This is a genomic window from Mesorhizobium sp. WSM4887, assembly GCF_029625865.1.
Taxonomy (GTDB): Bacteria; Pseudomonadota; Alphaproteobacteria; order Rhizobiales; family Rhizobiaceae; genus Mesorhizobium.
The window spans coordinates 842,404-868,062 of record NZ_JARTVP010000002.1 but is presented as its reverse complement, the minus strand read 5'-3'; the positions used below and the strand labels follow the sequence as shown (position 1 = coordinate 868,062).

The following is a 25,659-nucleotide window of genomic DNA, read 5'->3' as shown; positions in this document are numbered from 1 at the left end:
CGAATAACCCAGCAGGCTGGATTTGACTTTTGTCGAGAGCCGTGACTAATGTCAGCAGAGGAGGCGGCATGGCGATCCGACCGGCAGAACAGCTCATCCACAAGGCCGCCTGGCTTTACTATGCGCATGGCCTTCGCCAGGACGAGGTGGCGAACCAGCTTAAGATTTCGCGCGCATCGGTCGCCATGTATCTTCGCAAGGCGCGCGAGACCGGCATCGTCAACATCTCGACCTCGACGCAGCTTTTCACCGATGATGTCATGGCACGCAGGCTGGAGGACGCCTTCAAGCTCGACGCCGTCTGGATCGCGCCGGAAAACGCCTATGTCGCCGACCCGTCGACCGACATCGCCGTCCTGGCGGCGAGCGTCTTCCTGGAACTGGTGAGTAAAGGCAACCGCATCGGCGTCGCCTGGGGCCGCACGGTCTACACCATCGCCGACATCATGTCCTATGCCGATCTGCAGGACGTCACCGTGGTGCAGCTCTGCGGCAATCTCGGCGCGCCCTATTCCTACCGACCCGATCAGTGCACGATGGAGATCGCGCGGCGGCTGAACGCCAAGGGTCTGAATTTTTACGCGCCGCTGGTGCTGTCCACGGAAGAATTGGCAGAGGGCCTGCGCGCCGAGCCGGTGATCCGCGACCAGCTTGCCGGCATCGGCGACTGCGATCTCGCGCTCTATTCCGTCGGCGCCGTGGACGCCGACAGCCATCTGGTCAAATGCGGCGCGCTGACGCCGGCCGAAATGGCCGCGCTCCGCAAGGAAGGCGCGGCCGGCGTCATCGCCGGACAGATCATCGATGCAAGCGGCGAGGCGCTCGACTGTAGCTACAACCGGCGGGTCATTTCCGCCGAGCTCGCCTCGCTGCGCGCCATCGGGAAGCGGCTGATGGTGGTGCAGGAGGACAGCAAGTTCGAGCCGCTGCTGGCCGCAATCGCCGGCGGCCTCTGCACGCATCTGGTGGTCGGCGCACATATGGCCGGGCGCCTCCTCGATCACGCCGGCGCGGTCAGCAAAAAGGCCTCGTAGGAAACCACCCTCGCCGCGTCTGTCATCAAGACGTCGCGGCTTCCTGTTCATGAGCAGACAAAATACGGAATCGGACGGAACGACATGAAGAACCTTTGGAACGACGCTGACGCGGAAAAGATGGTTGCCGACTACGCCAAGCAGGGCGTCCGCCGCGACCTTGCGCTGCGCGTCTACACGACCCGCCTGCTCGGCGGAGAGCCGCGGCTGGTGCTGCATGGCGGCGGCAATACTTCCTGCAAGACCAAGGCCACCGATCTGGTCGGTGACGAATGGGACGTGCTTTGCGTCAAGGGCAGCGGCTGGGACATGGCCGTCATCGAGCCGCAAGGCTTGCCGGCGGTGAAGATGGGCGCGCTGCTCAAGGCGCGCGCGCTGGACACGCTCTCCGACGAGGACATGGTGGCGCTGCAGCGTTCCAATCTCATCGACCCCGCCTCGCCGAATCCATCGGTCGAGACACTCCTGCACGCCTTTCTGCCGCTTAAATTCGTCGACCATACGCATTCAACCGCGATCCTTGCCATCGTCGACCAGGAGAACAGCAAGGCGCTGGTGAAGACGGTGTTCGGCGACAAAATGGGCTACCTGCCCTACATCAAACCGGGCTTCGAGCTCGCCAAGGTCGCGGCGGACGTTTTTGACGCCGACCCCAGCGTCGAAGGCCTGATCCTCGACAAGCACGGCATCTTCACCTTCGGCGACGATGCCAAGCAGGCCTATGACCGCATGATCCACTATGTGACCATCGCCGAGGACTATATCGCCAAGAACGGCAAGCCGCAGGCGACCAAGGCGGCGCTGCCGGTAAAGCTCGCCAAGGCGAGCGACATCGCGCCGACTCTGCGCGGCGCTGTCGCAGTGGCGCGCGGCGAAGGCCGCTTCGACCGCATGATCAGCGATTTCCGCACCTCGGATGCGATCGTCGATTTCATCAATTCGGCCAGGATCGCCGAGCTGGCCGGACGCGGCGTGTCGACGCCCGATCTTTCGATCCGCATCAAGACCGGACCGATGGCGGTCCCGGCTCCCGACGCCGACAAGCTCGGCGACTACAAGGCCGCCGTCCGCAGCCATGTCGAGGCTTTCGCCAAGGACTACCGCGCCTATTTCGAGACCAACGACGCGCTGGATGACGTCAAGCGCACCATGCTCGACCCGATGCCGCGGCTGACATTGGTGCCGGGCCTCGGCATGTTCGGCCACGGCCGCACGCTGAAGGACGCGAAAATCGCCTCCGATGTCGGCGAGATGTGGATCGAGGCGGTGCGCGGCGCGGAAGCCATCGGCAATTTCCAGCCGCTCTCCAAGGCCGACCTCTTCCCGCTCGAATACTGGTCATTGGAGCAGGCCAAGCTCGCCTCGAACAAGCCGAAGCCGCTGACCGGCCAGGTGGCGTTGATCACCGGCGGCGCCGGGGCGATCGGCGCCGCGACGGCGAAGCTGTTCGCCGCAAACGGTGCGCATGTGGTCATCGTCGATCTCGATCCGGCCAAGGCCGCGGAAGCGGCAAAGGCGGCGGGTAACAATTCGATCGGGGTCGGCGCCGACATCACCAGCCCGGCCGAGGTGCGCGCCGCCTTCGACAAGGCGGTCGCGGTCTATGGCGGCGTCGACATCCTGGTCTCGAATGCAGGCGCGGCCTGGGAAGGCCGGATCGGCGAGATCGACGACGCGCTGCTGCGCAAGAGCTTCGAGCTCAACTTCTTCGCCCACCAGTCGGCGGCGCAGAACGCGGTGCGCATCATGCTCGAACAGGGCACGGGCGGCGTGCTGCTGTTCAACACCTCCAAGCAGGCGGTCAATCCCGGTCCGAAATTCGGCGCCTACGGCCTTCCCAAGGCGGCGACGCTGTTTTTGTCGCGCCAGTATGCCCTGGACTACGGCGCCTACGGCATCCGCTCGAACGCGGTCAACGCCGACCGCATCCGGTCCGGGCTTTTGACCGACGCCATGATTGCCAGCCGCTCGGGCGCGCGCGGTGTCTCGGAAAAGGAATACATGTCCGGCAATCTGCTCGGCCAGGAAGTGACGGCCGACGACGTGGCGCAAGCCTTCCTGCATCAGGCACTGGCCGAACGCACCACGGCCGACGTGACGACGGTGGACGGCGGCAATATTGCCGCGGCGCTGCGCTGAAGAAACAAGGAGATCTCCCTGAGCGGCCCGTCGCTTTCCCAGAACGACGGACCACTCTCTCCGTGTCGCGACCCAGGTCAGGACTGAAGCCCATTTCACGTCTGCTGGAAAACTGCTCCAACCGCTCAAAATCCGCGCAAATCTTTTGCTTATTGCTCGAACAGCTTTAAGGGGGTGCCTTGCCCCTCGCTTGCGGGACACAAAGCTGGAGCCGCTATGCAAACCAGGGAAGTGCCTTATTTCAGCCAGTGGGAATCGCCCGGCATGACTCTGCCGCTGTTGGCGGAGGGACCATCGGCTCTGCACCGCGACCCGCTGTGGCGCAATTCCGGCGCCGAAACGATTGAGGATTATGCACGCTGGGCCGTGAATGTCTGCGGCATGGCCTGCCTGAAGATGATCCTTGCCGCGCGCGGCGAAATTCATCCGACGCTTGAGCTCGCGCGCGCCTGCACGGCCTATGGCGGCTATGTCGTCAATGAAGGCGACGGTACGATCAAGGGGCTGATCTACGAGCCCTTCGTCCGGTTCGTGCGCGAACGTTTCGGCCTGCTCGCCGAGACGATGACGAATGTCGATGCGGCCACGGTGCCCGGTCTGCTTTGCAAGTGGCGCTACTTCATCGCCTCGGTTCATCCAGGTATCCGCTGGCCCGAGCGCGAGCCGCCGTCGAAAGGCGGGCATCTGGTACTGGTGACGGCCGCCTCGCCAGGCGAAATCCGCTTCCACAACCCTTCGGGACACGTCAGGCAGAGCCAGGCGGACGTCACGCTACCGCTCGCCAGTTTCGACCGCTTTTTCGCCCGGCGCGGCATCGCCGTCGGTTTCTGATCCTTGAGCATTGTGGAGATGTCGATGGCCGAAAAAAGACTGCGTATTGGTGTGCTCTTTGGCGGGCGGTCCGCCGAGCACGACGTGTCGGTGCTTTCGGCGAACAATGTCATGGGCGCGCTGGAGCCGGGGAAGTACGATGCCGTTCCGATCTTCGTCACCCGCGAAGGGCAATGGCTGCTCAGCCGCTTCGAGGACGGCGCGCTGGCGACACCGTCGAACGGAGCGGAGGTCTGTCTGGTGCCCGGCGGGCATGGCCGAATGCTGGCCGTTCCGGCCGAAGGGCCGCCTTACGAGTTGCCCGCGATCGACATTCTGTTTCCCGTCCTGCACGGTCTCCATGGCGAGGACGGCGCCGCGCAAGGACTGGCGGAGGTGGCGCGCGTGCCGCTTGCCGGCTGCGGCATTCTCGGTTCGGCCACGGCGCTCGACAAGGATATCGCCAAGCGGTTACTGAAGGCGGCTGGCCTGCCCACGGCACGGTCCAGCACCATCCTGCCCGAGGCCGCGCCTGGCTTCGCGGAGATCGAGCAGGCGCTCGGACTCCCGGTCTTCATTAAGCCGGCCCGCCAGGGCTCTTCCGTCGGCGTCAGCAAGGTCTCCGACGAAACGGGCTATCAGGCAGCGCTCGCCGAAGGCTTCAGGCACGACGGCAAGCTGCTGGCGGAGGAATTCATCCGCGGCCGCGAGATCGAATGCAGCGTGCTTGAGGACACGGAAGGTGGCCTCTTCGTCTCCCGTCCCGGCGAGATCGTGCCGTCCGAAAGCCACGGCTTCTACAGCTATGACGCCAAATATATCGATAAGGATGGAGCAGCACTTAAGGTGCCCGCCGAACTGCCCGAGACGATCGAAGGCGAGATCCGCGAGACGGCGGCGAAGGCGTTTCGCGCGCTGGGTTGCGACGCGATGGCGCGCGTCGACTTCTTCGTGAGACCGGACATGACGTTCCTGATCAACGAGCTCAACACCATTCCGGGCTTCACCGACATCAGCATGTACGCCAAGGCAATGGCGGCGAGCGACATCAGCTACCCGGAAGTCATCGACCGGCTGGTGGCGCATGGGCTGGCGCGTGCCGCCCGATCTACCTGAGCGAGTCCGGGAATAAAAAGAGCGGCCCGAGAGCCGCTCTTTTGCCTTCAGGCGCGTGGCCTACTTGGCGTTGGGGTTCGGCATCCAGGCCGGCATGGCGACATCGGCATGGGCGAACTGCGGCAGCTTGGCCGACAGGTCTTCCATGTTCTTGATGTCCTTGTCGATAAGTTCCTTCTGGGTGATCAGCGTCGGCGGCACGATGACGTTGTGGCCGGGATCCTCGCCGGCGAGCAGTTGCGCCAGCGCGCGCACCGAGACCTGGCCGACGACTGCCGGGTTGGTGGCGGCGGTGGCGGCCCAGGCGCTGTCCGGCTCGCGCATCGCGGCGATGTCGGACGTCGATATGTCGGCCGAGTAGATCTTGATGCCCTTGTTGAGGCCGGCTTCGTCGACGGCGATCTTCACCCCCTTGGCGAACTCGTCGTAAGGCGCGAACATCACCTTGATATCGGGATGCGCCTGCAGCACCGAGCGCGCCTGGTTGGCGACGGAATTGGCGATCGGATTGTCGAGCGTGCCGAACATGGCGACCTCGCTGATGCCGGAATGTTTCTTCTTCACGTCGACCCAGGTTTCGTTGCGGCGGTCGAGCGGGGCGATGCCGGCGACATAGACATAGCCGGCTTTCCAGGCGTCGCCATTGTCCTTGACCGCCTGTTCGAGCGCGAGGCGCGCGAGATCGCGGTCGGACTGCTCGATCTGCGGGATCTTCGGGTTCTCGACATTGACGTCGAAGGCGACGACCTTGATGCCCGCGTCGACGGCGCGCTGGGCGGCGTCCTTCATCGATTCCGTCAGGCCGTGCTGGATGATGATGCCCTGCACGCCGAGCGCGATCGCCTGGTCGACCATGTCGGCCTGGAGCGCTGCGTCCTGGCGGCTGTCCAGCACGCGCAGATCGACGCCGAGCGCCTTGGCCTGCGCCTCGACGCCGGAGAGATAGGCCTGGAAGAAGTCACCGGTGGAGAGATAGCGCACCAGCGCGATCTTGACGCCCGGCTTGTCGAATGGCGCCGGACGGTCCGCCGCCAATGCTGTGCCCTGCATGAGCAGCGCCGCGCCCGCGAGGCCGAGTGCGGCCTTCCCTAAAAGTCTCCTTGTGATGCTCACTTCGTCTTCCTACGTTTTGTTCTCAATGCCCCGGTCGAAACTATCTCTTGCCCCTGCCGGAAAGGGCGAAGGTGAAGACAAGGGCTACGACGAGAACCGCGCCCTTGACGAAATCCTGCGTGTAGTAAGGGGCGTTCATCATCGTCAGGCCCTGCAGCAGGACGCCGACGAACACCGCGCCGACGGCCGTGCCGAAAGCGTTCGGCTTGGCGGCGCCGAGCACCGCGTAGCCGATAAGCGCCGCCGCTACTGCGTCGAGCAGCAAATTATTACCCGAGGCGATATCGCCGCGTCCAAGCCGGGCAGCGAGCAAAATCCCGCCGATCGAGGCAAAAACTCCCGAAATGACATAGGCCCAGATCTTGTATGCCTTGACAGGCGCGCCGGCCAGTTCGGCGGCGCGTTCGTTGCTGCCGACGGCATACATCATGCGGCCGAAGCGGGTGTATTCGAGGAAGAACCAGATGAGCGCGGCGAGCACGATGAGCACCACCACCGAGACCGGGATCAGGTTCGGAATGAAGAAGTCGATGCGGTGGCGGCCGAGCGCCAGGAAGGCTTCCGAGAACTTGCCGTTGGCGACCGAGCCGTCGGGCATCGTCATGCCGGTGGCGATCGAGCGGCCTTCGGTCGGAATGCGTTGCAGGCCGAGCAGCAGGAACATCATGCCGAGCGTCGCGAGCAGATCCGGCACGCGCATGTAGACGATGAGCCAGCCATTGATGAGGCCGACGACCGCGCCGATCACGAGGCAGGCGATGACGGCGACGACGGCGTTCTGCTCCAGCACAACCATGGCATAGGAAGCCGCCATCATGGCGCTGGTGGCGACCGAGCCGATCGACAGATCGAAGCCGCCGACGACAAGTGTCGCGGTGACGCCGAGTGCCAGCACGCCGGTGATGGCGACCGACTGGAAGATGAAGACGGCGCTTTGCGGCGAGGCGAAGCCGTCGGCGGCGATCGCGAAATAGGCGATCAGCCCGACCAGCAGGATGATGAAACCATAGCGGATGGCATAGTCGCGCAATGTCATCGAACGCCCCCGCGCTGCTGCCCTCTCCGCCAAACTGGAACTCATGCCTGCACTCCAAGTCTCGTCATCCATACGATCTCACGCCGCGCTGGTGAGCGGCCCGCCGGCCACCTCAGCCAGCAGCCGATCGAGATCGATGTCATCGTTCCTGTGCTCGCCGACGATCGCGTGCTCCGACATCACCAGGATGCGGTCGGCAGTCTCCAGGGCCTCGTCGATCTCGGTGACGAAGAGCAGTGTGGCGCGGCCGTCGGCGCTCGCCCTGAGCTTGGTTGCGATGTCGCGCCGAGCCGAGATATCGACGCCCTGGAACGGCTCGTCGAGGATGAACAGGCGCGAGGCCTGCGACATCCAGCGCGCCACCATCACCTTCTGCTGGTTGCCGCCCGAAAGCGCGGAAAGCTCGTCCTTCTCGGAGCGGCATACGATGCCGAGCTCGTCGATCTGGCGGCGTGCGGCAGCCCCTTCTGCCCGCTTCTTCATGACACCGAAGCCGGACATGCGCTTGAGAAACGGCAGGCTGATGTTGCGTTCGATGTTGAAGCCGCCGACGATGCCGCTCATCGCGCGGTCCTTGGCCACAAGGAAGGCACCGGCAGCGATCGCCTCGCGCGCGGATCCCGGTGCGTAGGGCTTGCCGTCCATATGCATGGTGCCGGCGAGCGGCCTGCGCACGCCGAACAAAGTTTCGGCGAGCGCCGTCTTGCCGACGCCGACCAGGCCGGTGATCGCCACCACCTCCCCGGCGCCGAGCGTCATCGAAATCGGTCTGGCGCCGGGCGCCAGCTGCAGGCCTTGGGCGGTGAAGACCGCGCGCGCCGAGCTTCTGGCAATGACGCGGTCGAGCAGGATCTTGCGGCCGAGCATGGCGTTGACCGCGCCCTCATAGTCGAGGGGCTTTCGGTCGAACACGCCGGAGACGACGCCGTCACGCATCGAGACGATGCGGTCTGCCAAGCGCCTGATGTCGGACATGCGATGCGAGATATAGAGGATCGCGACACCCTGCCCGCGCAGCCTGTCGATCAGCGCAAACAGCCGGTCGGCCTCGACGCTCGACAGCGAGGAGGTCGGCTCGTCGAGGATCAGCACTTTCGGCTGGTGCGCCATGGCGCGGGCAATTGCGACCATCTGACGATCGGCGAGCGAGAGGTCCGCGACTCGTGCCTTAAGATCGAGCGTAAGCCCCATGCGGTCGGCTACGGCCCTGGCTTCGACGCGGACATTGGCGGGCTTGAACAGCAGCGATGCACCCTTGCCGCTCAGCCGGTCGAGGGTCAGGTTGGTGGCGACGTCGAGATCGGCGACAACGCCGTCATTGATGTTCTGATGAACGGTGACGACGCCGGCGCGGATCGCTTCTGCCGGCGAGCCGGGATCGAAGGCCTGGCCGGCGAGCCGCATCGTGCCGCCGCCGCGCGCGTAGACGCCGCTGACGATCTTGACCAGGGTGGATTTGCCGGCGCCGTTGGCGCCCATCAGCACGGTGACCTCGCCCGCATAGAGATCCAGCGCGATGCCGCCAAGCACCTCGTTCTGGCCGAAGGATTTCCTCAGGCCGTCCACACGGAACACGGCATCTGCGCCCATTCGTTCCTCCCTGATCCATGACGCTATGGGCTCACTCGGCAATTGTCAACACGATTGACAATTGCCAGAGCGCTCCCTAGCTTGGCCCGGCCGCCGTGGCTCCGTTATCGTGGGACACCACGCGCAGGAGGGAGAGGATGACCGGGAAGTTCGAAGCATTGTCGGTGGAGACGCTGCCGCAGCGGCTCGGCGAGACCACGGCGCTTACCGAGCGCATTGGCAAGGACGCCGGCCACTGGAAAGTACGCGAGGTCGGCGACGGCAATCTGAACCTCGTTTTCATCGTCGAGGGCGACCAGGGCGCGGCGGTGGTCAAGCAGGCGCTGCCCTATGTGCGCCTGGTCGGCGACAGCTGGCCGCTGCCTTTGAAGCGCGCTTTCTTCGAGTATCACGCGCTGACGAGGCAACAGCGCCGAGCGCCAGGCTCGGTGCCGGCGATCTATTATTTCGACGAGGACCAGGCGCTTATTGTCATGGAGTATCTGGCGCCGCCCTACATTATCCTGCGTCGCGCGCTGATCGACGGCCGCGAGCTGCCGAACATTGCGCGCGACATCGGCCTGTTCATGGCCCGCACGCTGTTCCGCGGCTCGGACCTCTCAATGCCGACAAAAGAGCGCAAGGCCGATCTCGCGCTGTTCGCCGACAATGTCGAGCTCTGCGACATCACCGAGAACCTGGTGTTCTCCGATCCCTATTTCGACGCCGAGATGAACCGGCACACCAGCCCGCAGCTCGACCGCCTGGTGGCTGAATTGCGCGCCGACCGCGACCTCAAGGTCGAGGCGCAGCGGCTGAAGCACCTATTCGCCGCCAATGCCGAAACACTGCTGCATGGCGACCTGCATTCCGGTTCGATCATGGTGACCGACACCGAGACCCGGATGATCGATCCGGAATTCGCCTTCTACGGCCCGATCGCCTTCGACGTCGGCATGCTGCTCGCCAATTTCTGGATGGCCTTCTTCTCGCAGCGGGGCCATGAGCAGAAAGGTAGCCGGGATTCGATGCGCGCCTACCTGCTTAAGGTCACGGCCGAGAGCTGGGCGGTGTTCCGCGCCGAGTTTTCGCATTTGTGGCGAACCGAGCGCACCGGCATCCTCTACCAGAAGAGCCTGTTCGAGGATCAGGGCGACCTGCTCGGTTCCGAACAGGCGCTCGACCACATGCTTTCCGGCATCTGGACCGACCTGCTCGGCTTCGCCGGCATCGAGGTGCACCGACGTATCCTCGGTCTCGCCCACAATGCCGATTTCGAGACCATTGCCGACGCAGACCTTCGCGCCAAATGTGAAGCAAAGGCGCTGCGCTTCGGCCGCCACATCGCCGTGAACCGGCGTCAGATCCACAGCATCGACGAGGTCAACGCATTGGCCGCGCTGGTCGCACAGGAGAAGAGCCTTTGAACGTCGGCGAACGCCACTATCGTACAATTTGGCTCAGCGGCGACAAACGCTCGGTCGAGATCATCGACCAGCGCTGGCTGCCGCATGAGTTTCGCGTCGAGACGATCGGAACCCTTCCCGGCATCGCCACCGCGATTCGCGACATGTGGGTGCGCGGCGCGCCGCTGATCGGCGTCACCGCCGCCTACGGCGTCGCCATCCAGATGACCGACGATCCCTCGGACGAAGCGCTCGACGCGGCGTGGGAGACGCTGCACAAAACGCGACCGACGGCGATCAACCTGCGCTGGGCGCTGGACGAGATGCGGCGTTTTCTGAAGCCGCTGGCGCCGGGAGAGCGCGCCGAGGCCGCCTACCGGCGCGCCGCCGAGATCGCAGACGAGGATGTCGGGCTCAATCGCGCCATCGGCGAGAACGGGCTTGCCATCATCAAGGAGATCGCGGCGAAAAAGAAGCCTGGCGAGGCGGTCAACATTCTCACCCATTGCAATGCCGGTTGGCTGGCGACGGTCGACTACGGCACCGCCACGGCGCCAATCTATCTGGCGACGGAAGCCGGCATTCCGGTCCACGTCTATGTCGACGAGACCAGGCCGCGCAACCAGGGCGCCCAGCTGACCGCCTGGGAAATGGCCGGCCACGGCGTGCCGCACACGCTGATCGTCGATAACGCCGGCGGGCATCTGATGCAGCATGGCGACATCGACATGGTGATCGTCGGCACTGACCGCACGACGGCCAATGGCGACGTCTGCAACAAGATCGGCACCTATCTCAAGGCTTTAGCCGCCGCCGACAACGACGTCCCTTTCTATGTCGCGCTCCCCTCGCCCACCATCGACTGGACGGTCGCCGACGGGCTTGCGGAAATCCCGATCGAGGAGCGCGCGAGTGACGAGGTTTCGCTGGTGTGGGGTAGAACGGCCGACGGCAAGGTCGCGCAGGTGCGCGTCTCGCCCGACGCAACGCCGGCGGCAAACCCCGCCTTCGACGTGACGCCGGCTCGGCTGGTGACAGGGCTGATCACCGAGCGCGGCGTGGCGAAGGCTTCGCGCGAGGCGCTGAAGGCGATGTTTCCCGAGCGCAGCTAATCTTCGCCCGGTGCTCTCGGCAGTGCTCACGCCGCACAACTATCATGAGAGCGCCGAGCACCGCCGCTTCTTCCACGAGCATTTTTTGGTGAAGGGCAAGGAAGCGGCGAAGGCCTGCGTCGAAATCCTTGCCGCGCGCGAGCGGATCGCCGCTTAGGCTCGACTCGGGCCGGATTTCAGCCCTGCAACAAGAATTGCGGCCGAAAGGGCTTCAAAAGGTTGCGGTAGGTTAGAAATCCGGCCAGAAGCAACGGGGCCGCCCGCCCGGGCGGCCCTTTCAAACACGGGCTCGAACCAGATACGGGAGACTATTCGTTGGCTCGCATCACACTGAGACAATTGCTCGACCATGCCGCCGAACAAGGCTATGGCGTGCCTGCCTTCAACATGAACAACATGGAACAGGGCCTCGCCATCATGGAGGCGGCCGAGGAGACCAAGTCGCCGGTCATCCTCCAGGCGAGCCGCGGGGCGCGCGCCTACGCCAACGATGTGGTGCTGGCCAAGCTGATCGACGCGCTGGTCGAGATTCACCCCGACATTCCGGTCTGCATGCATCTCGACCACGGCAACAACGAAGCAACCTGCGTCACCGCCATCCAGTACGGCTTCACCTCGGTGATGATGGACGGTTCGCTGAAGGAAGACAGCAAGTCGCCGGCCGACTACGCCTATAATTCAGGCATCACGCGCCGCGTCGTCGATATGGCGCATTGGGGCGGTGTCTCGGTGGAAGGCGAGATCGGCGTGCTCGGCTCGCTGGAGAGCGGCGGCGGCGAGCAGGAGGACGGCCATGGCGTCGAAGGCGCCATCAGCCACGATCAGTTGCTTACAGACCCGGTGCAAGCCGAGCAGTTCGTGCGCGACACCCATGTCGATGCGCTGGCGGTGGCCATGGGCACCAGCCACGGCGCCTACAAATTCTCGCGCAAGCCGGATGGCGCGGTGCTGGCGATGAACGTGATCGAGGAGATCCATCGCCGCCTGCCCAACATGCATCTGGTCATGCACGGCTCGTCATCGGTGCCGGAGGAGTTGCAGGAGATCATCAACAAATATGGCGGCCAGATGAAGCCGACCTGGGGCGTGCCGGTGGAAGAGATCCAGCGCGGCATCAAGCACGGCGTGCGCAAGATCAACATCGACACCGACAACCGCATGGCGCTGACCGGCGCGATCCGCAAGGTGCTGACCGAGAACCCTTCCGAGTTCGATCCGCGCAAATATCTGACGCCGGCCATGGCGGCGATGAAGAAGCTCTGCAAGGAACGCTTCGAGCAGTTCGGCACAGCCGGCAACGCGCCGAAGATCAAGCCGATCCCGTTGTCGGAAATGGCCAAGCGTTACAAGGCCGGCAGCCTCGACCCGAAGTTCGGCTGAGCCACCTCCTCCCGCGACCGGGTTCCAGCCGGTCGCGGGAGCACGCCCGCCCTCCCCCGGCACCAGTTCCGCGGAACCTCACGTCATCGGCATTGGCCAAGGAACCATCCATAGCCGAGCTTAGTTGAACTGTCCTGACGCAATGGAGGGTGCGCCGACCGGCGTCGCCGACGGGAAATGCTCGAGCCGCTCTGCTGCGACATGCCGCTTCATCCGACATGGCCGGATCTCGTTGCGCGGCTGTTGCTGACGCTGGTCGCGGGCTTCCTCATCGGCTTGAATCGCGAAGCGCGCGGCCATTCCGCCGGCCTGCGGACGACCATCCTGGTCGGCCTCGCGGCGTGCGTCGCCATGGTCCAGGCCAACATGCTGCTCGACGTTGCCGGCAAGGGACCGGACTCATTCGTGCGCATGGATGTGCTGCGCTTTGCGCTCGGCGTGCTCACCGGCGTCGGCTTCATCGGCGGCGGCGCCATCCTCAGGCGCGGCGATCTCGTCACCGGAGTGACCACCGCCGCCACCATGTGGATCATGACGATGATCGGGCTGGCCTTCGGCGGCGGCCAGTTCGGCCTCGGCGCGATTGCTACAGCATTGACGCTGGTGACGCTGCAGGCCCTGAAGTGGGTCGATCTCAAGATCCCGCGCGACCATAAGGCGATCCTTGCGGTCGCATGGCCGAAGACGGCCCCGCCCGACCTCCAGGAGATCGTACGGCCGCTCGGATACGATGCCCGCTTCGTTGGCATGGAGCACGATGCCGACCGCGACCGCTTCGTGTTTTCCTTTCAAGTCAAATGGAGGCAGCCAGATGCAGTCGAGCCGTCAACTGAGGTGCTGGCGCTGGTCGGCCAACACTGCGAGATCGAGCGGTTTGAATTGATCAGCGAGAAAGCGCCCTGATCAGCGTCAGAAGGGTGGCGAACCTATTCGGCCGCGCTTGGCGTTTCCGAGTCCGGGCGAATAAGCTTGATGTCCGCTCCCGCCGCCCAGGCGCCGATGTCCTCCCGGCGCAGCGCCGCCGCCATCATGTCGGGAAAATGGTCCGGCGTGCAGGCGAAGACTGGGACGCCCAACGCCGCGACCGAGCCGGCCATGGAGGAGTCGTAGCCGGGACGGCCCTGGTCGGTGAGCGCCAGGAGCACAACGACATTGACGCCCGACCGCACCAGCGCAGCCAGCCGACGAAGCAGTTCCTGACCGTTGCCGCCTTCGTAGAGGTCGGTGATGAGGACGAAATGCGCCTTGGTCGGCCGCTCGATGCGCTCGGCGCAATAGGCGACCGCCTGGTTGATGTCGGTTCCGCCGCCAAGCTGGACCCCGAACAGCACCTCGACCGGATCGCTAAGCTCTTCGGTCAGATCGACGATCGCGGTGTCAAAACAGACCAGCTTGGTGCGCACGACCGGCAAGGAGGCCATCACGGCAGCGAAGATCGAGGCGTAGATGACCGAACTTGCCATCGAGCCGGACTGATCGACGCAGAGCGTCACTTCGTCGAGGTCGACCAGCCGACGCTGGCGGCGCATGAAGCCGATGAGCTTTTCCGGCACCACGGTCTTGTGGTCTGGCTGGTAATGGCGAAGGTTCGCCGCGATCGTGCGCGGCCAGTCGATGTCGCGCTGCCGCGGCCGGTAGGTGCGCCTTGAACGGTCGAGCGCGCCGCGGATCGCCTCGGCGGTCTTCTGCTCGAGACGCTGCATCAGCTTGGCGACGATGTCGGAAATGATCGAGCGGGCAATATCCTTGGTCTTTTCCGGCATCGCCGAGCGCAACGAGACCAGGTCGGCAACGAGATTGACGTCGGCCTCGATGGCCTTGAGGAATTCCGGCTCCATCAGCATCTGCTTCAGGTTCAGGCGCTCGAAGGCGTCCTTCTGCACGACCTGGACCACTTGCTCGGGGAAGAAAGAGCGGATATCGCCCATCCATTGCGCGACGCGCGGCGCCGAACGGCCAAGCCCGCCGCGCCGCTTGCGCGGATCGCCGGCGTCGCCGCTGCCGTCGCCGTAGAGCGCATCGAGGGCTGCCGAAAGCCGCCGGTCCTCATGCGACAGCGCCGAGGAGGACTCATCGTCGGCGCCGATCGCCAGGCGCCAACGGCGCTCCCGCGTCCCTTCGATCGGATGAAGATCGGGTCCGACCGTTTCATCATCCATGGTTGGGCTCCCCCGTAAGCAACTTGCCGAGGAGACCAAAATGCCGTCGCCAGGCCTCGCCGCCATCGGGTGCCGGCGTCAGTCCGGCGGGCAGGCTCGCCCTGCGGCCGAGCACGGCCTCGATCAGGCGGCGGCGCTCCATGCTGTCGAGATTGGAAAATACGCGGCGCAGCAAAGGCAGGTGCGCAACGAAGGCGTCCTCGTCGAGCGATGCCAGCCAGGAATCGACAGCGCCGCGCAGCCCTTCGTCATAGATCAGCCTCTGGCCGGCGCCGCTGAAGAAGCCTTCGAAAAAGGCGGCGGCGTCGATGACCGGCGTTCCGGGCGACAGCCGCTTTGCCAAAAGACCGGCCGTTGCCTCGGCGGAGAGGTGCCCGGCCTCGTAGAGCAGATGTGCGGCGCAGCCAGCAACGAGCGCCGTCGAGCGCGATGAATCGAGCACGGCCGCAAGGCCGTTCCGCCAGGCATCCAAAACATGCTCGTCCGGTTCGATCAGCCTGATCGCCTCGTCGGCCTTGCGCAGCGCCGCCATCAGCGCTGCGGCGGCCTGCGCGTCGAGATCGCGCGCGGCGTAAGGCAGCGCGATCGCGCCTTCGATGACCAACCGCTCCAAGAGGCCGGCAAGCCGCTGCGTCTCGGTTTTGCGCGCTTCGCCATAGCGGATGATGTCGGCAAGTGGGGGCACCGACGCAAGGAGCTCCAGGCATTCGCTGCTATGCGCCGCCTTCTCCTCGAGCGCGGCGAGGCCGGCCGCGGACGCCTCGCTCAAGGCGGCGGTGATCGCGCTTTGCACCAGCGTGGCCAGAGCATCGAGCGTCGAAGCGGCGCCGATCATCTGGACAAGCCGGCCGTTGGCGGCCTTCTCGATGGTCGGTCCGTAAATCAGGTTTTCGACCAGGCGCACGGCGTATTCCGGCTGCCAGGCCAGCAGCCAGCGCTCGCGGAACGTGCCGCGGCTGCGGCCGACATCCGTCAGCCTGCCCCAGTTCACGCCGAGCACGTTCAGCCGGTGCAGAAGCGTCGACCGAAAGAGACCGCTCTCGCTGCGCAGGTCGATGGAGAGCTCGCGCTCCAGTGCTTCAGGCTTGAGCCGCGCGGCCTTCTGGTTGCGCTGCAAATCATCGATCAGCGGCGCGAGCGGCGTGTCGGCTGGAATCTCGCCGACATCGGCGCCGAGCAGCAGCTCGGCCTCGACCATCTTCCACAGCAAGGCCTCGCCGTTGAAGAGCGCCGCGATCGAGGCCTCACGCAGTTCCTCGAAACCCGGTTTCGGGCGCTCGCGTATGGCGGCAAGCGCCCGCGCCAGACGCTCCGCCTCGATCAGCGAGGCAGTCGAAATTATATGGCCCTTGGCCCTGAGAACCGAAGCGATCCGCGCGAGCCACAGCACCGAAGCGTCATCCTGCCCGCGCGTCTGCCACAGGTGCTTGCTCCAGCCCGGCGCGACGACACCGGCGCCATAGCCATAACCCAGCGCCAGCCGCGGTCCGGTCCATGGCGCGAAGGTCATCGTGGTCTTGCGCCGGCCGATGCCCTTGAGCAGTGCCTGGTCGCTCTTTTGCGTATGCGCAGCTTGCAGGGCGGGCACATGCCACGCGCCGCAGACGACGGCCAGCGGCCCGTCGATTTCTTTGCGCGCAGCGGCGATCTCCAGCCGCATATGCGCCTCGCGCATGGCCTCGAATTTGCCAATGGACGTCTCGCCGTCGCGCAGCGTCGTCATCGCGTCGGCGATGGCAGCAAAGATCGGCCCGGGTGCGGGATTCTGCTCAATGATATCGGACCACCAGCTTTCGCCGTCCTCATAGCCGGCGGCGCGCGCCAAAGTGCCGATCGGATCAAGAATCCGTGAGCTTGCTTCGCTCTGCTCTTCGGTGGCCTCCGGTTCGTCCGCATCGGCGTCGGTCGAACCCTCGGGCCCGTGCTCGGCAAGCCGCGCGGCGGACGGCAAGTCGATGAAACGCAGCGCCGCCTTGTTGGCGACAGCCCACAGCGCCGCCTGATATTCGGGAGAGAATTCGGCGAAGGGCCAGAAGCGCGTCGCGGCGGGATCGTCCTCGGGGTAGCAAAGCAGTGCCACCGGCGGCTTCATGTCCGGGCTGGCAAGCAGGGGCAGCAAGGGCGAGGCATCCACCGGCCCCTCGATCAGCACGGCGGCCGGCTGCAATTCCTGCAACGCTCTAACCAGGCTCGCGGCGGAGCCCGGCCCATGATGGCGAATGCCGAAATAGCTGATGCCGCCTTGCGTCATGGCTCAGATGGCCGCGTTGAGCGCCGCGTAATAACCGGCGTAGTCCGGCCGCTTCTTCAGCACCGTCTCCAAATATTCCTCAAGCACGACCTTGTCCTGGACCGGGTCCTTGACGATGGCGCCGACCAGGCTTGGCGCCAGGCCTTCGGCGTGGAGCTTGCCGCTGTCGAACCAGGCCGCCTGGCTGAGGCCGCTGATCATCGTGCCGATCGCCTCGGCGGTGGAGAGCGAGCCCGACGGCGTCTTCAGCGTCACCTTGCCGTCGGCGGTCGCGCCGGAGCGCAGCTCGCGGAAGATGGTCAGCACGCGCGCGATCTCCTCGCCGACATTTTTCGGCACCCGCAGGTCCAGTCCGCCGGCCATCTCGCCGACGCGCCGGGACACGATCGAGACCTCTTCCGCCATGTCCTCCGGCAGCGGCAGCACCACGACATTGAAACGGCGCTTCAGCGCCGAGGAGAGTTCGTTGACGCCCTTGTCGCGATTGTTCGCGGTGGCGATGATGTTGAAGCCGCGCTGCGCGTAGATCGAGGTGTTCAGCTCCGGCACCGGCATCATCTTTTCGGACAGCACGGTGATCAGCGTGTCCTGCACGTCGGAGCCCATGCGCGTCAGCTCTTCCAAGCGGCAGAGCTTGCCTTCCTGCATGGCGCGGTAGAGCGGCGTCGGCACCAGCGCCTCCTGGCTCGGCCCCTTCGCCAAGAGCTGCGCATAGTTCCAGCCGTAGCGGATCTGATTCTCGTCGGTGCCGGCCGTGCATTGCACGATCAGCGTCGAGTTTCCCATGATGGCGCCGGCGAGATGTTCCGAGACCCAGGATTTTGCCGTTCCCGGCACGCCGAGCAGGAGCAGCGCCCGGTCGGTCGCGAGCGTCGCCACCGCGGTTTCCATCAATTGCCGACGTCCGACATATTTCGGGGTGATAAGCGTGCTGTCGCCCGCCTTGCCGCCCATCAGGTAAGTGAGGACAGCCTTGGGCGACAGGCTCCAGCCGGCAGGCTTCTGGTGGTCGTCGTGGCGCGCGAGCGCCTGCAGTTCGGAGGCATAGACCTGCTCGGCCGGAAGGCGGATGGCTGCGTTCATGCGATCTTCTCCGGGTTGATCATCTGTCGGAATGCGAAGGGTTTCCGGCCAGCGCCGCATTGAGCCGCAGCAGGCCGAGGGATGGGGAAGCGGGCGACAGGCCGGCGGCGATCACCTCGTCGATCAATTTTTCCGCCGCCTCCGGATTGGCCAGAAAGCCTAGGGTCTCGAGATACTGCTCGGCGCTTCGTTTCATGACGTCGTTGTCACCCGAGACGGCGGAACGCAGCGCTGGAATCGTCTTGCTCCTTGCGAGGTCGCTCCATTCCAGCCACCCTGCTTGCGCGCCTTCGACCAGGTTGAGCGCGGCCAGATTTTGCCCATCATCGAGGATCTGCCTGATCAGGACACGCTTCCTGCCGTTGTCCAAGCGCGACATGAGCTGGAGGACGAGAAGCGCCAGCCTGCCGCCGGCGGCGACAAGCAAATCCGCCAAACAGGCGACCGCCGCATCGCTGCCGGACACCGCGATCATTCGAACGAGAAAGAGATCGGCACCCTCATCGACGCCGAACTGCCATGCGCCAATGAAATCGGGCTCAGTCTTGCCGAATTGGGCGATGAGATCGCCGAAGTAACAGGACGCGAACAGGTCGGCGCGACGCGACTGTTGCGCAGGCGACTTGGGTTTTATCGGCGTGTAGGTGGTGCGGCGGCGGATGAAGCCGGATTTGCCTTCCTCAATGAAAGCGGCGAGCTCGGCTATCGGATCTTTCGACACGCCATCCGCTGGATCGCTACGTTCACCCAACCTTGCCAGGAGCCGGCCGGCCGTTTCGCGCACCTTGCCTGAGCGATCGGCGGACAGGCTCTTTAGAAATGGAATGTCATCGGCACTCAAGCCGAAGCGCATCAGCTCCACGAGCGCAAGCCTGACCTCCGCCGGCTCGCTCGCTCCCTTGGTCTCAATCAACGTCCGCGCCAAGACAGGCATGGTGCGCCGTAATTCGACCAAAGCTGTACGGCGCGCGGCAGGATAAAAATCATCCCAGGTTTCAGCGGTGAGTTGTCCTCGTCGAGACTGCCTGTCGCCATCCGCGCCTGCTTGCCAGTCGACCCAGGGAGCATAGATATCTGGGCTTTCCTGATCCGACGCAGCAGGCATCCAATCCATCGGATGCAGCACGAAGCCTCGGCTGGCGACGAGTGTGGCCACGCGGGTCTTGAGCCTCGCATCAGCGGCGTATTTCAATGCGCCACGCAGCAACGGTCGCAGCCAATCAGGAAGCATCGGCAGCGCGAGTATCGGCAGCGGCGGACGGCGTTTCAAGGTTTTTGGCGCCGCCGGCCGAAGCGCGACATCCAGCGCCTGCGCGGCGATCGCCAAGAGCCGACGTTCCTGCTCGTCCGAGCTGGAGGCAGCCGCGAACTCCTTCCATTCGGCGGGCGCCAATTCGAAAGCGGCGCCGCCCGAAATCCAGTTTTCGCGAAGCCTCGCCAGCCCTGCCTGCTCGAGCTCGTTCATGAGAGATTGAGCCTCCCGATGCTGCTTTGTGAGGCCAGAAGCTCGAGCCTGGCGCCGTTCCACAGTGCTGCCGTGACTGTCAGATCGAGGCCAAGCAAGGTCTGGTTGACGGAGCCGGCGACTGGCAGGGCGATGCCATGCGAATCGTTCGCCGCCTGCCACCAGGCGCCATCCTTCTCGTCCAGCGCGATCGCGCCCGCCGGCAGGAGGATCGGACAGTCGGACAGCCACGGCGCGCCGTCCTGGAAAGCTGCATAGGCGGCCAGCGGATCGCCGGCAGCGTTCGGAGCAAAATCGGGCCAATTGCCGGGCGACGCATCGCCCAGGCGTTCTGCGACCAGTGCGCGAAGCGGAATTCGGGATGGATAGAACACCAGCCTCGCCTTGAAGCGGTCCCCCGGCGCGAAGGCGCCGGAGCGGCGCCCGGCCGAGGCCGGGAAGAAGTCCAGGAGGACGGCAAATCGTGGGATTGGGCTTTTCAGATCGAGCAGCCAGGTCGCGTGGCTGACCAGGCCGTCGCGACGGGCCTCGATCTTCTCACCCAGCACCTCCCAGTCGCTCTCGACCTTGACGGCATCCGGATTGGCAAGGATCTGGTCGCGTGTTTCGGATGTCGAGACCAGGCGCTTCAGCTCGGCATCGTCGGGCGCGGCACGCCAGGCCTTGGCGAGCAGCACCAGCTTACCCAGCTCTCGGATAGCGGCGTCCGGCCGCTCTTCGCTGCGCAGCGCCATCAGTTTCGCGGGCAGCTCGTCGATACGCCCGGCCAAAGCGGTCGCCTTGAGGTCTACAAGCCGCGCCGCGATGCGGCGGCAGCGCTCGCTGCTGGCGTCGACAAAACCGGCAAGGCCGAGCCGAAGCTGGTCGGCAACCCACTGATCCAATTCGTCGAGCGCTGCCGACACGGCACTTCGCGTGTCCTCGGCGCGCTTGCGCTGCGCCGCCTCGCGGCGCTCGGCGGCCGCGGCGTCTTCTACGGCAGCGCTTTGCTCGGGCCGCAACGCCTCGTCGATGCTTTTGCTTTCCGCGCTTGCCGGCGTCGGCGGCTGGCCCGGCTTGCGGCGCCGCCCGAGCCAGTCATTGACCCATTCCGGCGTCTGGTCGACCCGATCGAAGCTGGCGGGCGCGGTGGCGCCGATCCACATCAGCCCCAGTATGTGCTTGCACGGAAATTTTCGCGATGGACAGGTGCATTTGTAGCCGTGGTCGCGGGCATCGAATGCGACGCGGTAGGGATTCGCTCCCGAGCCCTGGCATTCGCCCCAGATGAGGCCCAGCTGTTCGTTTGTCTCGAGACGGGGCCAGTTGGACCGCTTGGTCAGCTTGGCGGCGGCGCCCAGCGAAGCCTGGTCGGGCGCGAGCGCCTCGATTGTTTTCAAATCCAGCTGCAAGCCGCTCCCTCATGACCCCCGAAGCATGATGTCGCGACGATAGATACCTGTTTGCGGCGCGCTGGTGTAGCTCCAGCCGCTGAAAAGTTGGTGTCTTGTCTAACGTTGCGTTGCCCTGTTCATCGTCAGGCGCGCACCCACCAGGATGGCGTGCACAGCATAGGCGCGGCGATCCTCGGCGCTGACGGCCAGCCGATCGGCACGCTATCCATCGCCTCCCCTGTCTCGCGCGTAGACGATGCGGTAGCGGCCCCCGGGCGAAGCGGCGATCAGGGCGGCGAGGCTCATCTCGGCGCGGCTGACCGGCGAGGCATGACTCATCTTCCCCGTTGCGGCGAAGATGGTTAGGTGCTGCCGACGCCGTCCCGATGGCAGCTGGCGTCGTGCCCCAGCTTCTCCAAGCCTGACTTCATCATCTGCCTCCTCCACCAGTCGCTTCGCGTTCCGCAACCGGCGGATTTCGCGGCCGAATTCCTCACCGTCAAACAGCGTCCTGGTAAAATTCGATCGGCAGTCCATCGGGATCGGCGATGAAGGTAAACAATCGTCCCGTGTATGGATCTGTTCGGATGGGCTCCACCTCGACGTCTCGCGACCGAAGCAGCTCGGCTGTTGCCTCGACCGAGGCGACCGAGAATGCAATATGCCTTAATCCACAGGCCTCGGGCCTGCTGGGCCGGCTTGGCGGATCAGGGAAACTGAACAGTTCGATCTGGATGGGACCGTGACGCAAATCGCACTTCCAAGACTGCCTTTCGGGGCGCCAGTTTTCGGCCAGAACGACGAAACCGAGCTTGTTCGTGTAGAACTGCTTGGAGGTCTCATAGTCACTGGAGATGATTGCGACATGATGGACAGCCAGGAGCATCAGATTGGCCTCGCGTAAGCGTCGATAACGGCGACCCAGCACAGTCGCATCGGGTATACCTTGGCGCAACCAGGCGCCGACACCGGCCGTGCCGGCTTGGGCCCATGGCAGCGACGAGGCGGCGCTGCTCTATGTCGGGCGCAACTACATGCAGCCCAGCGCACTGGGAGTTTCGGTGGCTAGTCGGTCAGTCTGGCGCTGACTCCGACTCGATCAGGCTTTCCAGCATGTCCAGCAGGCGCTCGTACTGCTCGGCGCCGTAACGCTTCTCGATGGCGTCGTAGATGGCGGTGCGCTCGGGCGCCAGCTCCTCGATCAGCGCCACGCCGGCCGGGCTGATGGCGAGCAGAGCGCGGCGGCCGTCATCCTTGACCTTGTTGCGGGTGATGAATTCGCGCTCGTCCAGTGCTTTGATCATGCGGGTGAGACTGGGCGGCAGGATCGAGGCGCGGTTAGCGAGCTCGGTCGCTTCCAGCGGACCGGTCTCGGCAAGCACGCGCAGCACGCGCCATTGCTGCTCGGTGATGTCGTGGCGAGCAAGCATCGGACGAAAATGCGCCATGATCACTTCGCGGGCGCGAAGCAGAGCCATGGGCAGGGAAGGGCGGGGGCTGGGCGGCAGCAGAGTCAACTCTCCGAAAAGTTCCAGTCCAGTACGACTCGCAACAGAAATTAACGCTCGGATCGCAGCTATATCCGCGATTTCTCCGAGAGCGGCAATCCCGTCCCCGACGACCCCGTCGACATGGAGACCAAGCACTTGACATTCGGTCGCCAAGCCCTTGCCCCACATGGGGATCGAATATTCGGCGAATCTCGACGCGAAGGTCGAGATGAGCGAGCTTTGCGCGCTCGTTTCACGCATCATCCTCGAGACCGGCCTGTTCGAGCCCGGCGCCGAGCGGGTGCGCGCCTTCCGTGCAGATGCCTATGCGGTCGCGGACCGGCTCCCCGAGAACGGCTTCATCGACATGAATTTCCGCATCGGCAGGGGCCGCAGCGCGGAGGAGAAGAAGCGGACCGGCGAGGCGATCATCAAGGGGTTATCGCGCGCGTTCTATGTCGACACGCTCGGCCTGCAGGTGAGCGACGAGACCAGCGACGCGATCTATCTGCGCGCGCTGGAGGAGCGCGGCCACCCCAGCCCGCGCGAGGCAGACCTGCGCTGGATCGGCGCCATCGTGTCGCGCAACGGCGAGGTGGAGGAGACGGGCCTCGGTGCCGGCGTGCTCGATCATCCGGCCAAGGGCATTGTGTGGCTCGCCGACCGGCTGCATCAGTACGGCATGCAAATCGAGGCCGGACAGGTGGTGCTGTCGGGCTCCTTCATCCGGCCGGTCGAATGCCGGCATGGCGATCGGATCGTCTCGGATTTCGGACCCTTTGGTGCGATCCGCATCGCTTTCGCCTGACCGGCCGCGCGAATTTGCAAGCTGCGCGCTGCCCCAAAGAAAAAGGCCGGGCGCGAAAGCGGCCCGGCCAAGAATGAAGGTCATAACCTTCAGAGGGGAACATCGCCCGGCGCAATGGGAGGAAAACACCGAGCGATGGCCTCTATCTGGGGCGGTTGCGGTATATTTTCCACGAACTGAATTCCAAAAACTGGCCGGAAGGCGAAAAAATATCGCGCGGGCAGCGGCAAAGCTCAGCCGGCCGCCGCTGCCTTTTCCAGAAGATCGGCATAGTGCTGCCGGGCCACGTCGGGATGCGACCTCAGACGGCTCTTCAGCACATTGGTTCCGACGTTGCGGAAGAGCGGATTGTCGGGATCGCTGGCCGGCCCGCGCGCCTCAGCCGCCAGTTCCTGCGGAAGGTCGAGCAGCGGGATGGTCGCGTCGAGCCGGGCGCTGAAGAAGAACGGCACCGAAATCCGCTCGACGCCTGGCGGCGGTGTGACGACACGGTGCACGGTTGCTCTCAGATACCCGTTCGAAGCGAGTTCGAGCAGTTCGCCGATGTTGACCACGAGCGTTTGCGGAATCGGATCCACATTCACCCAGCTGCCATCATATTCGACCTGCAGCCCCTTGTTCTCGTCCTGCAGCAGAAGGGTGAGGAAACCGCCATCCTTATGCGCGCCGACGCCCTAGTCGTCACCGGTGGCGTCGCGGCCTGGGTAGCGCACGATCTTCATGCGGTGGTTGGGCTCGCTGCCATAGATCGGGTCGAAGGCGTCCTCCGGCTGATCGAGTGACAGCGCGAAGGCCTTGAGCAGCCGGATGGCTACCTCCGTCGCCTTGGTCTGCCAGGCAAGCAGCGCCGGCTTCAGTTCGGGCAACGCAGCCGGCCACTGGTTCGGACCTTGCAGCCGGGTCCAGGCCGGCACGCTCGGCCCTTGCGAAATGGTCGCGCGCTCGACGCCGATGTCGCGCTGCTCGCGCCAGTCGGCCTTGCCCCTGGTCAGCTCGCCGCCGGCACGCGTGTAGCCGCGAAACTGCGGCGACTTCACCATCTCGATGGCCAGCTTGTCGGCCTCCGACAAGGCAAAGAAGCGCCGCGCGGCATCGAGCACCGGGTCGATGTCCGGCTGCGTTATGCGGTGGCCGCTGAGATAGAAGAAGCCGACATCGCGAGCGGCGGTGCGCAGATCAAACAAGAAGGTCCGCAGTTCCGACTCGCCCTGCTCCAGTCGGTCGAGATCGAGCACCGGGATTATTCTGGCCATGGACAGCTTCCTCTTGGCGGCAACTCTCTGTTTTTCGCAAGTCCGGACGGAAAACCGATGCGCACTTTTCCTGGAATTGCTCGAGCAACCCCGCCGCACGATGACATGCGCGTCATTGCAGGTGAAGAAACGCGCCAACCAATCTCGTTGCAAATGGAGCAAGCCGCCGCTCAATTCCCGGGTTTTCGCGGCAAATTGCGTTCATTCGACTTCCGCTTCTCGCGTTTCGCCTATCCGCTATGATCCAGCCACGCGACCAGCCGGTCACACCACTGGATGCCGCAGACCAGCACGATCAGCACCACCACCGCCGCAACCATGACGCCGGTCTCGCGTCGGGGCGCGTTATTGCACGGTTCGTGGAATGGATCGTCAGAACGCCTCGACCCAGGGCCTCAGCTCGACCTCGAAGCTCCAGGCGCTGCGATGCTGGCGGTGGACTGCGAGATAGGTCTCGGCGATCGCGTCCGGCGAGAGGCGGCGATCCGGCCGGTCTGGCTCGGCCGCCTGCCCGGGCGGCTCGATCTGGCCGTCGATGATGAAATGCGCGACATGGATGTTCTTCGGACCTAGCTCGCGCGCCATCGACTGCGCCAGCCCGCGCAGCCCGAATTTCGGCATGGCGAAGCCGGCCGAGCCGGAGAAGCCCTTGAGACTCGCAGTGGCGCCGGTGAACAGGATCGAGCCGGAGCCGCGCGCAACAAGCCGGCGCGCCGCCTGCTGGCCGACGAGGAAGCCGCCATAGGCGCCGACGAGCAGGGCCTGCTTGACCGCCTCCGGATCGAGCTCGGCGATCGGGCCGCGCGTGCGGCCGCTGGCGTTGAAGACGGCAATTTCGAGGGAGCCGGCCTTGTCGGCCGCCTCGAACAGCCGCGCGACGGAGGCGGCATCCGACACGTCCGTCTCCACCGCCTGCGCACCCGTCTCCTGAACCAGCGCGGAGAGCTTGTCGACATTGCGGGCGGCCAGCACGACGCGAAAACCTTGCTTGCCGAGGAGCCGCGCCAGCGAGGCGCTGAGGCCAGCTCCAGCGCCGGCGATCACTGCGACATTGGCGGCCAT

At 64.9% G+C, this 25,659-nt stretch carries 21 protein-coding genes and 3 pseudogenes; 11 read left to right on the top strand and 13 right to left on the bottom strand.

Annotation, left to right across the window (positions count from 1 at the left end):
• The first annotated feature begins 68 nt into the window (after positions 1-68).
• From P9230_RS12535 to P9230_RS12520, 4 genes are all read left to right on the top strand, one after another.
• On the top strand, positions 69-1,034 hold the full coding sequence (locus P9230_RS12535; RefSeq protein WP_278119259.1) for a sugar-binding transcriptional regulator: 966 nt from the start codon (positions 69-71) through the stop codon (positions 1,032-1,034).
• A gap of 84 nt (positions 1,035-1,118) precedes the next feature.
• Positions 1,119-3,173 carry a bifunctional aldolase/short-chain dehydrogenase gene (locus P9230_RS12530; RefSeq protein WP_278119258.1) on the top strand — a complete coding sequence of 685 codons (2,055 nt, stop codon included), beginning with the start codon at positions 1,119-1,121 and terminating at the stop codon, positions 3,171-3,173.
• A 216-nt stretch (positions 3,174-3,389) separates the two neighbouring features.
• Positions 3,390-4,004, top strand: coding sequence for a hypothetical protein (locus tag P9230_RS12525; RefSeq protein WP_095800962.1), 615 nt, complete (start codon positions 3,390-3,392; stop codon positions 4,002-4,004).
• An 18-nt stretch (positions 4,005-4,022) separates the two neighbouring features.
• Complete coding sequence (locus tag P9230_RS12520; protein WP_278119479.1) at positions 4,023-5,099, top strand: D-alanine--D-alanine ligase family protein; 1,077 nt, start codon at positions 4,023-4,025, stop codon at positions 5,097-5,099.
• Between the two features lie 60 nt (positions 5,100-5,159).
• On the opposite strand, the gene P9230_RS12515 is transcribed toward P9230_RS12520, so the two are convergent.
• The 3 genes from P9230_RS12515 to P9230_RS12505 all read right to left on the bottom strand — a co-directional run bounded on the left by P9230_RS12515 (position 5,160) and on the right by P9230_RS12505 (position 8,838).
• Positions 5,160-6,212: a substrate-binding domain-containing protein gene (locus P9230_RS12515; protein ID WP_066988974.1), complete on the bottom strand. Its 1,053-nt coding sequence runs from the start codon at positions 6,210-6,212 to the stop codon at positions 5,160-5,162.
• Between the two features lie 40 nt (positions 6,213-6,252).
• Positions 6,253-7,248, bottom strand: coding sequence for an ABC transporter permease (locus P9230_RS12510; RefSeq protein ID WP_067327737.1), 996 nt, complete (start codon positions 7,246-7,248; stop codon positions 6,253-6,255).
• Between the two features lie 78 nt (positions 7,249-7,326).
• The gene (locus P9230_RS12505; RefSeq protein WP_278119255.1) at positions 7,327-8,838 is read right to left on the bottom strand and encodes a sugar ABC transporter ATP-binding protein; all 1,512 of its coding nucleotides are present in this window, start codon (positions 8,836-8,838) and stop codon (positions 7,327-7,329) included.
• A 137-nt stretch (positions 8,839-8,975) separates the two neighbouring features.
• On the opposite strand from P9230_RS12505, the gene mtnK reads away from it, so the two are divergent.
• The 5 genes and pseudogenes from mtnK to P9230_RS12480 all read left to right on the top strand — a co-directional run bounded on the left by mtnK (position 8,976) and on the right by P9230_RS12480 (position 13,618).
• Positions 8,976-10,244, top strand: a complete 1,269-nt coding sequence (gene mtnK / locus P9230_RS12500) for an S-methyl-5-thioribose kinase (protein ID WP_278119254.1) — start codon at positions 8,976-8,978, stop codon at positions 10,242-10,244.
• Complete coding sequence (gene mtnA, locus P9230_RS12495; RefSeq protein WP_278119252.1) at positions 10,241-11,335, top strand: S-methyl-5-thioribose-1-phosphate isomerase; 1,095 nt, start codon at positions 10,241-10,243, stop codon at positions 11,333-11,335. The genes mtnK and mtnA overlap by 4 nt, the downstream gene beginning before the upstream one ends.
• Positions 11,336-11,342: 7 nt before the next feature.
• Positions 11,343-11,492: pseudogene (locus P9230_RS12490) on the top strand (6,7-dimethyl-8-ribityllumazine synthase); the annotation flags it as partial.
• A 158-nt stretch (positions 11,493-11,650) separates the two neighbouring features.
• Positions 11,651-12,715: a class II fructose-bisphosphate aldolase gene (fba, locus tag P9230_RS12485; protein WP_278119250.1), complete on the top strand. Its 1,065-nt coding sequence runs from the start codon at positions 11,651-11,653 to the stop codon at positions 12,713-12,715.
• Between the two features lie 177 nt (positions 12,716-12,892).
• Positions 12,893-13,618 (top strand): MgtC/SapB family protein, encoded by a 726-nt coding sequence (locus P9230_RS12480; protein ID WP_095781801.1) that lies wholly within the window; start codon positions 12,893-12,895, stop codon positions 13,616-13,618.
• Positions 13,619-13,641: 23 nt separating this feature from the next.
• Here P9230_RS12480 and P9230_RS12475 read toward each other — a convergent pair whose 3' ends face one another.
• The 7 genes from P9230_RS12475 to hpaR form a co-directional block, all read right to left on the bottom strand.
• The gene (locus P9230_RS12475) at positions 13,642-14,874 is read right to left on the bottom strand and encodes a VWA domain-containing protein (RefSeq protein WP_278119248.1); all 1,233 of its coding nucleotides are present in this window, start codon (positions 14,872-14,874) and stop codon (positions 13,642-13,644) included.
• Positions 14,867-17,125: a DUF5682 family protein gene (locus P9230_RS12470; RefSeq protein WP_278119246.1), complete on the bottom strand. Its 2,259-nt coding sequence runs from the start codon at positions 17,123-17,125 to the stop codon at positions 14,867-14,869. The genes P9230_RS12475 and P9230_RS12470 overlap by 8 nt, the downstream gene beginning before the upstream one ends.
• 3 nt (positions 17,126-17,128) lie before the next feature.
• Positions 17,129-18,208, bottom strand: a complete 1,080-nt coding sequence (locus P9230_RS12465) for an AAA family ATPase (RefSeq protein WP_278119244.1) — start codon at positions 18,206-18,208, stop codon at positions 17,129-17,131.
• Positions 18,209-18,227: 19 nt separating this feature from the next.
• Positions 18,228-19,736: a DUF5691 domain-containing protein gene (locus P9230_RS12460; protein ID WP_278119243.1), complete on the bottom strand. Its 1,509-nt coding sequence runs from the start codon at positions 19,734-19,736 to the stop codon at positions 18,228-18,230.
• Positions 19,670-21,064, bottom strand: a complete 1,395-nt coding sequence (locus tag P9230_RS12455; protein ID WP_278119240.1) for an SWIM zinc finger family protein — start codon at positions 21,062-21,064, stop codon at positions 19,670-19,672. The genes P9230_RS12460 and P9230_RS12455 overlap by 67 nt, the downstream gene beginning before the upstream one ends.
• A gap of 481 nt (positions 21,065-21,545) precedes the next feature.
• Positions 21,546-21,932: a VOC family protein gene (locus P9230_RS12450; protein WP_067328009.1), complete on the bottom strand. Its 387-nt coding sequence runs from the start codon at positions 21,930-21,932 to the stop codon at positions 21,546-21,548.
• 187 nt (positions 21,933-22,119) lie between these two features.
• The gene (gene hpaR, locus P9230_RS12445; protein ID WP_095800975.1) at positions 22,120-22,524 is read right to left on the bottom strand and encodes a homoprotocatechuate degradation operon regulator HpaR; all 405 of its coding nucleotides are present in this window, start codon (positions 22,522-22,524) and stop codon (positions 22,120-22,122) included.
• A 190-nt stretch (positions 22,525-22,714) separates the two neighbouring features.
• On the opposite strand from hpaR, the gene P9230_RS12440 reads away from it, so the two are divergent.
• Entirely contained in the window at positions 22,715-23,344 is a 630-nt protein-coding gene (locus P9230_RS12440) for a hypothetical protein (RefSeq protein ID WP_278119238.1), read from the top strand.
• 233 nt (positions 23,345-23,577) lie between these two features.
• Here P9230_RS12440 and P9230_RS12435 read toward each other — a convergent pair.
• Positions 23,578-24,597, bottom strand: a pseudogene (locus P9230_RS12435) (isopenicillin N synthase family oxygenase).
• A gap of 57 nt (positions 24,598-24,654) precedes the next feature.
• Between P9230_RS12435 and P9230_RS12430 the strand changes: the two are divergent.
• Complete coding sequence (locus P9230_RS12430; protein WP_278119236.1) at positions 24,655-24,840, top strand: hypothetical protein; 186 nt, start codon at positions 24,655-24,657, stop codon at positions 24,838-24,840.
• Here the strand turns inward: P9230_RS12430 and P9230_RS12425 are convergent.
• Positions 24,828-24,935: pseudogene (locus P9230_RS12425) on the bottom strand (ABC transporter permease); the annotation flags it as partial. The gene P9230_RS12430 and the pseudogene P9230_RS12425 sit on opposite strands and share 13 nt — an antisense overlap.
• Before the next feature lie 34 nt (positions 24,936-24,969).
• Positions 24,970-25,659 carry an SDR family NAD(P)-dependent oxidoreductase gene (locus P9230_RS12420; protein WP_278119234.1) on the bottom strand — a complete coding sequence of 230 codons (690 nt, stop codon included), beginning with the start codon at positions 25,657-25,659 and terminating at the stop codon, positions 24,970-24,972.

Bases quoted from the DNA above. Each gene is read 5' to 3' on its own strand.
- P9230_RS12470 (WP_278119246.1), bottom strand. From the start codon at position 17,125: ATGACGCAAGGCGGCATCAGCTATTTCGGCATTCGCCATCATGGGCCG.
- P9230_RS12450 (WP_067328009.1), bottom strand. From the start codon at position 21,932: ATGCTCCTGGCTGTCCATCATGTCGCAATCATCTCCAGTGACTATGAG.
- hpaR (WP_095800975.1), bottom strand. From the start codon at position 22,524: ATGGCTCTGCTTCGCGCCCGCGAAGTGATCATGGCGCATTTTCGTCCG.
- P9230_RS12430 (WP_278119236.1), top strand. From the start codon at position 24,655: ATGCGCACTTTTCCTGGAATTGCTCGAGCAACCCCGCCGCACGATGAC.
- P9230_RS12525 (WP_095800962.1), top strand. From the start codon at position 3,390: ATGCAAACCAGGGAAGTGCCTTATTTCAGCCAGTGGGAATCGCCCGGC.
- P9230_RS12510 (WP_067327737.1), bottom strand. From the start codon at position 7,248: ATGACATTGCGCGACTATGCCATCCGCTATGGTTTCATCATCCTGCTG.
- mtnK (WP_278119254.1), top strand. From the start codon at position 8,976: ATGACCGGGAAGTTCGAAGCATTGTCGGTGGAGACGCTGCCGCAGCGG.
- P9230_RS12530 (WP_278119258.1), top strand. From the start codon at position 1,119: ATGAAGAACCTTTGGAACGACGCTGACGCGGAAAAGATGGTTGCCGAC.
- P9230_RS12520 (WP_278119479.1), top strand. From the start codon at position 4,023: ATGTCGATGGCCGAAAAAAGACTGCGTATTGGTGTGCTCTTTGGCGGG.
- P9230_RS12475 (WP_278119248.1), bottom strand. From the start codon at position 14,874: ATGGATGATGAAACGGTCGGACCCGATCTTCATCCGATCGAAGGGACG.
- P9230_RS12535 (WP_278119259.1), top strand. From the start codon at position 69: ATGGCGATCCGACCGGCAGAACAGCTCATCCACAAGGCCGCCTGGCTT.
- P9230_RS12420 (WP_278119234.1), bottom strand. From the start codon at position 25,659: ATGGCCGCCAATGTCGCAGTGATCGCCGGCGCTGGAGCTGGCCTCAGC.
- P9230_RS12480 (WP_095781801.1), top strand. From the start codon at position 12,893: ATGCTCGAGCCGCTCTGCTGCGACATGCCGCTTCATCCGACATGGCCG.
- P9230_RS12465 (WP_278119244.1), bottom strand. From the start codon at position 18,208: ATGAACGCAGCCATCCGCCTTCCGGCCGAGCAGGTCTATGCCTCCGAA.
- P9230_RS12505 (WP_278119255.1), bottom strand. From the start codon at position 8,838: ATGGGCGCAGATGCCGTGTTCCGTGTGGACGGCCTGAGGAAATCCTTC.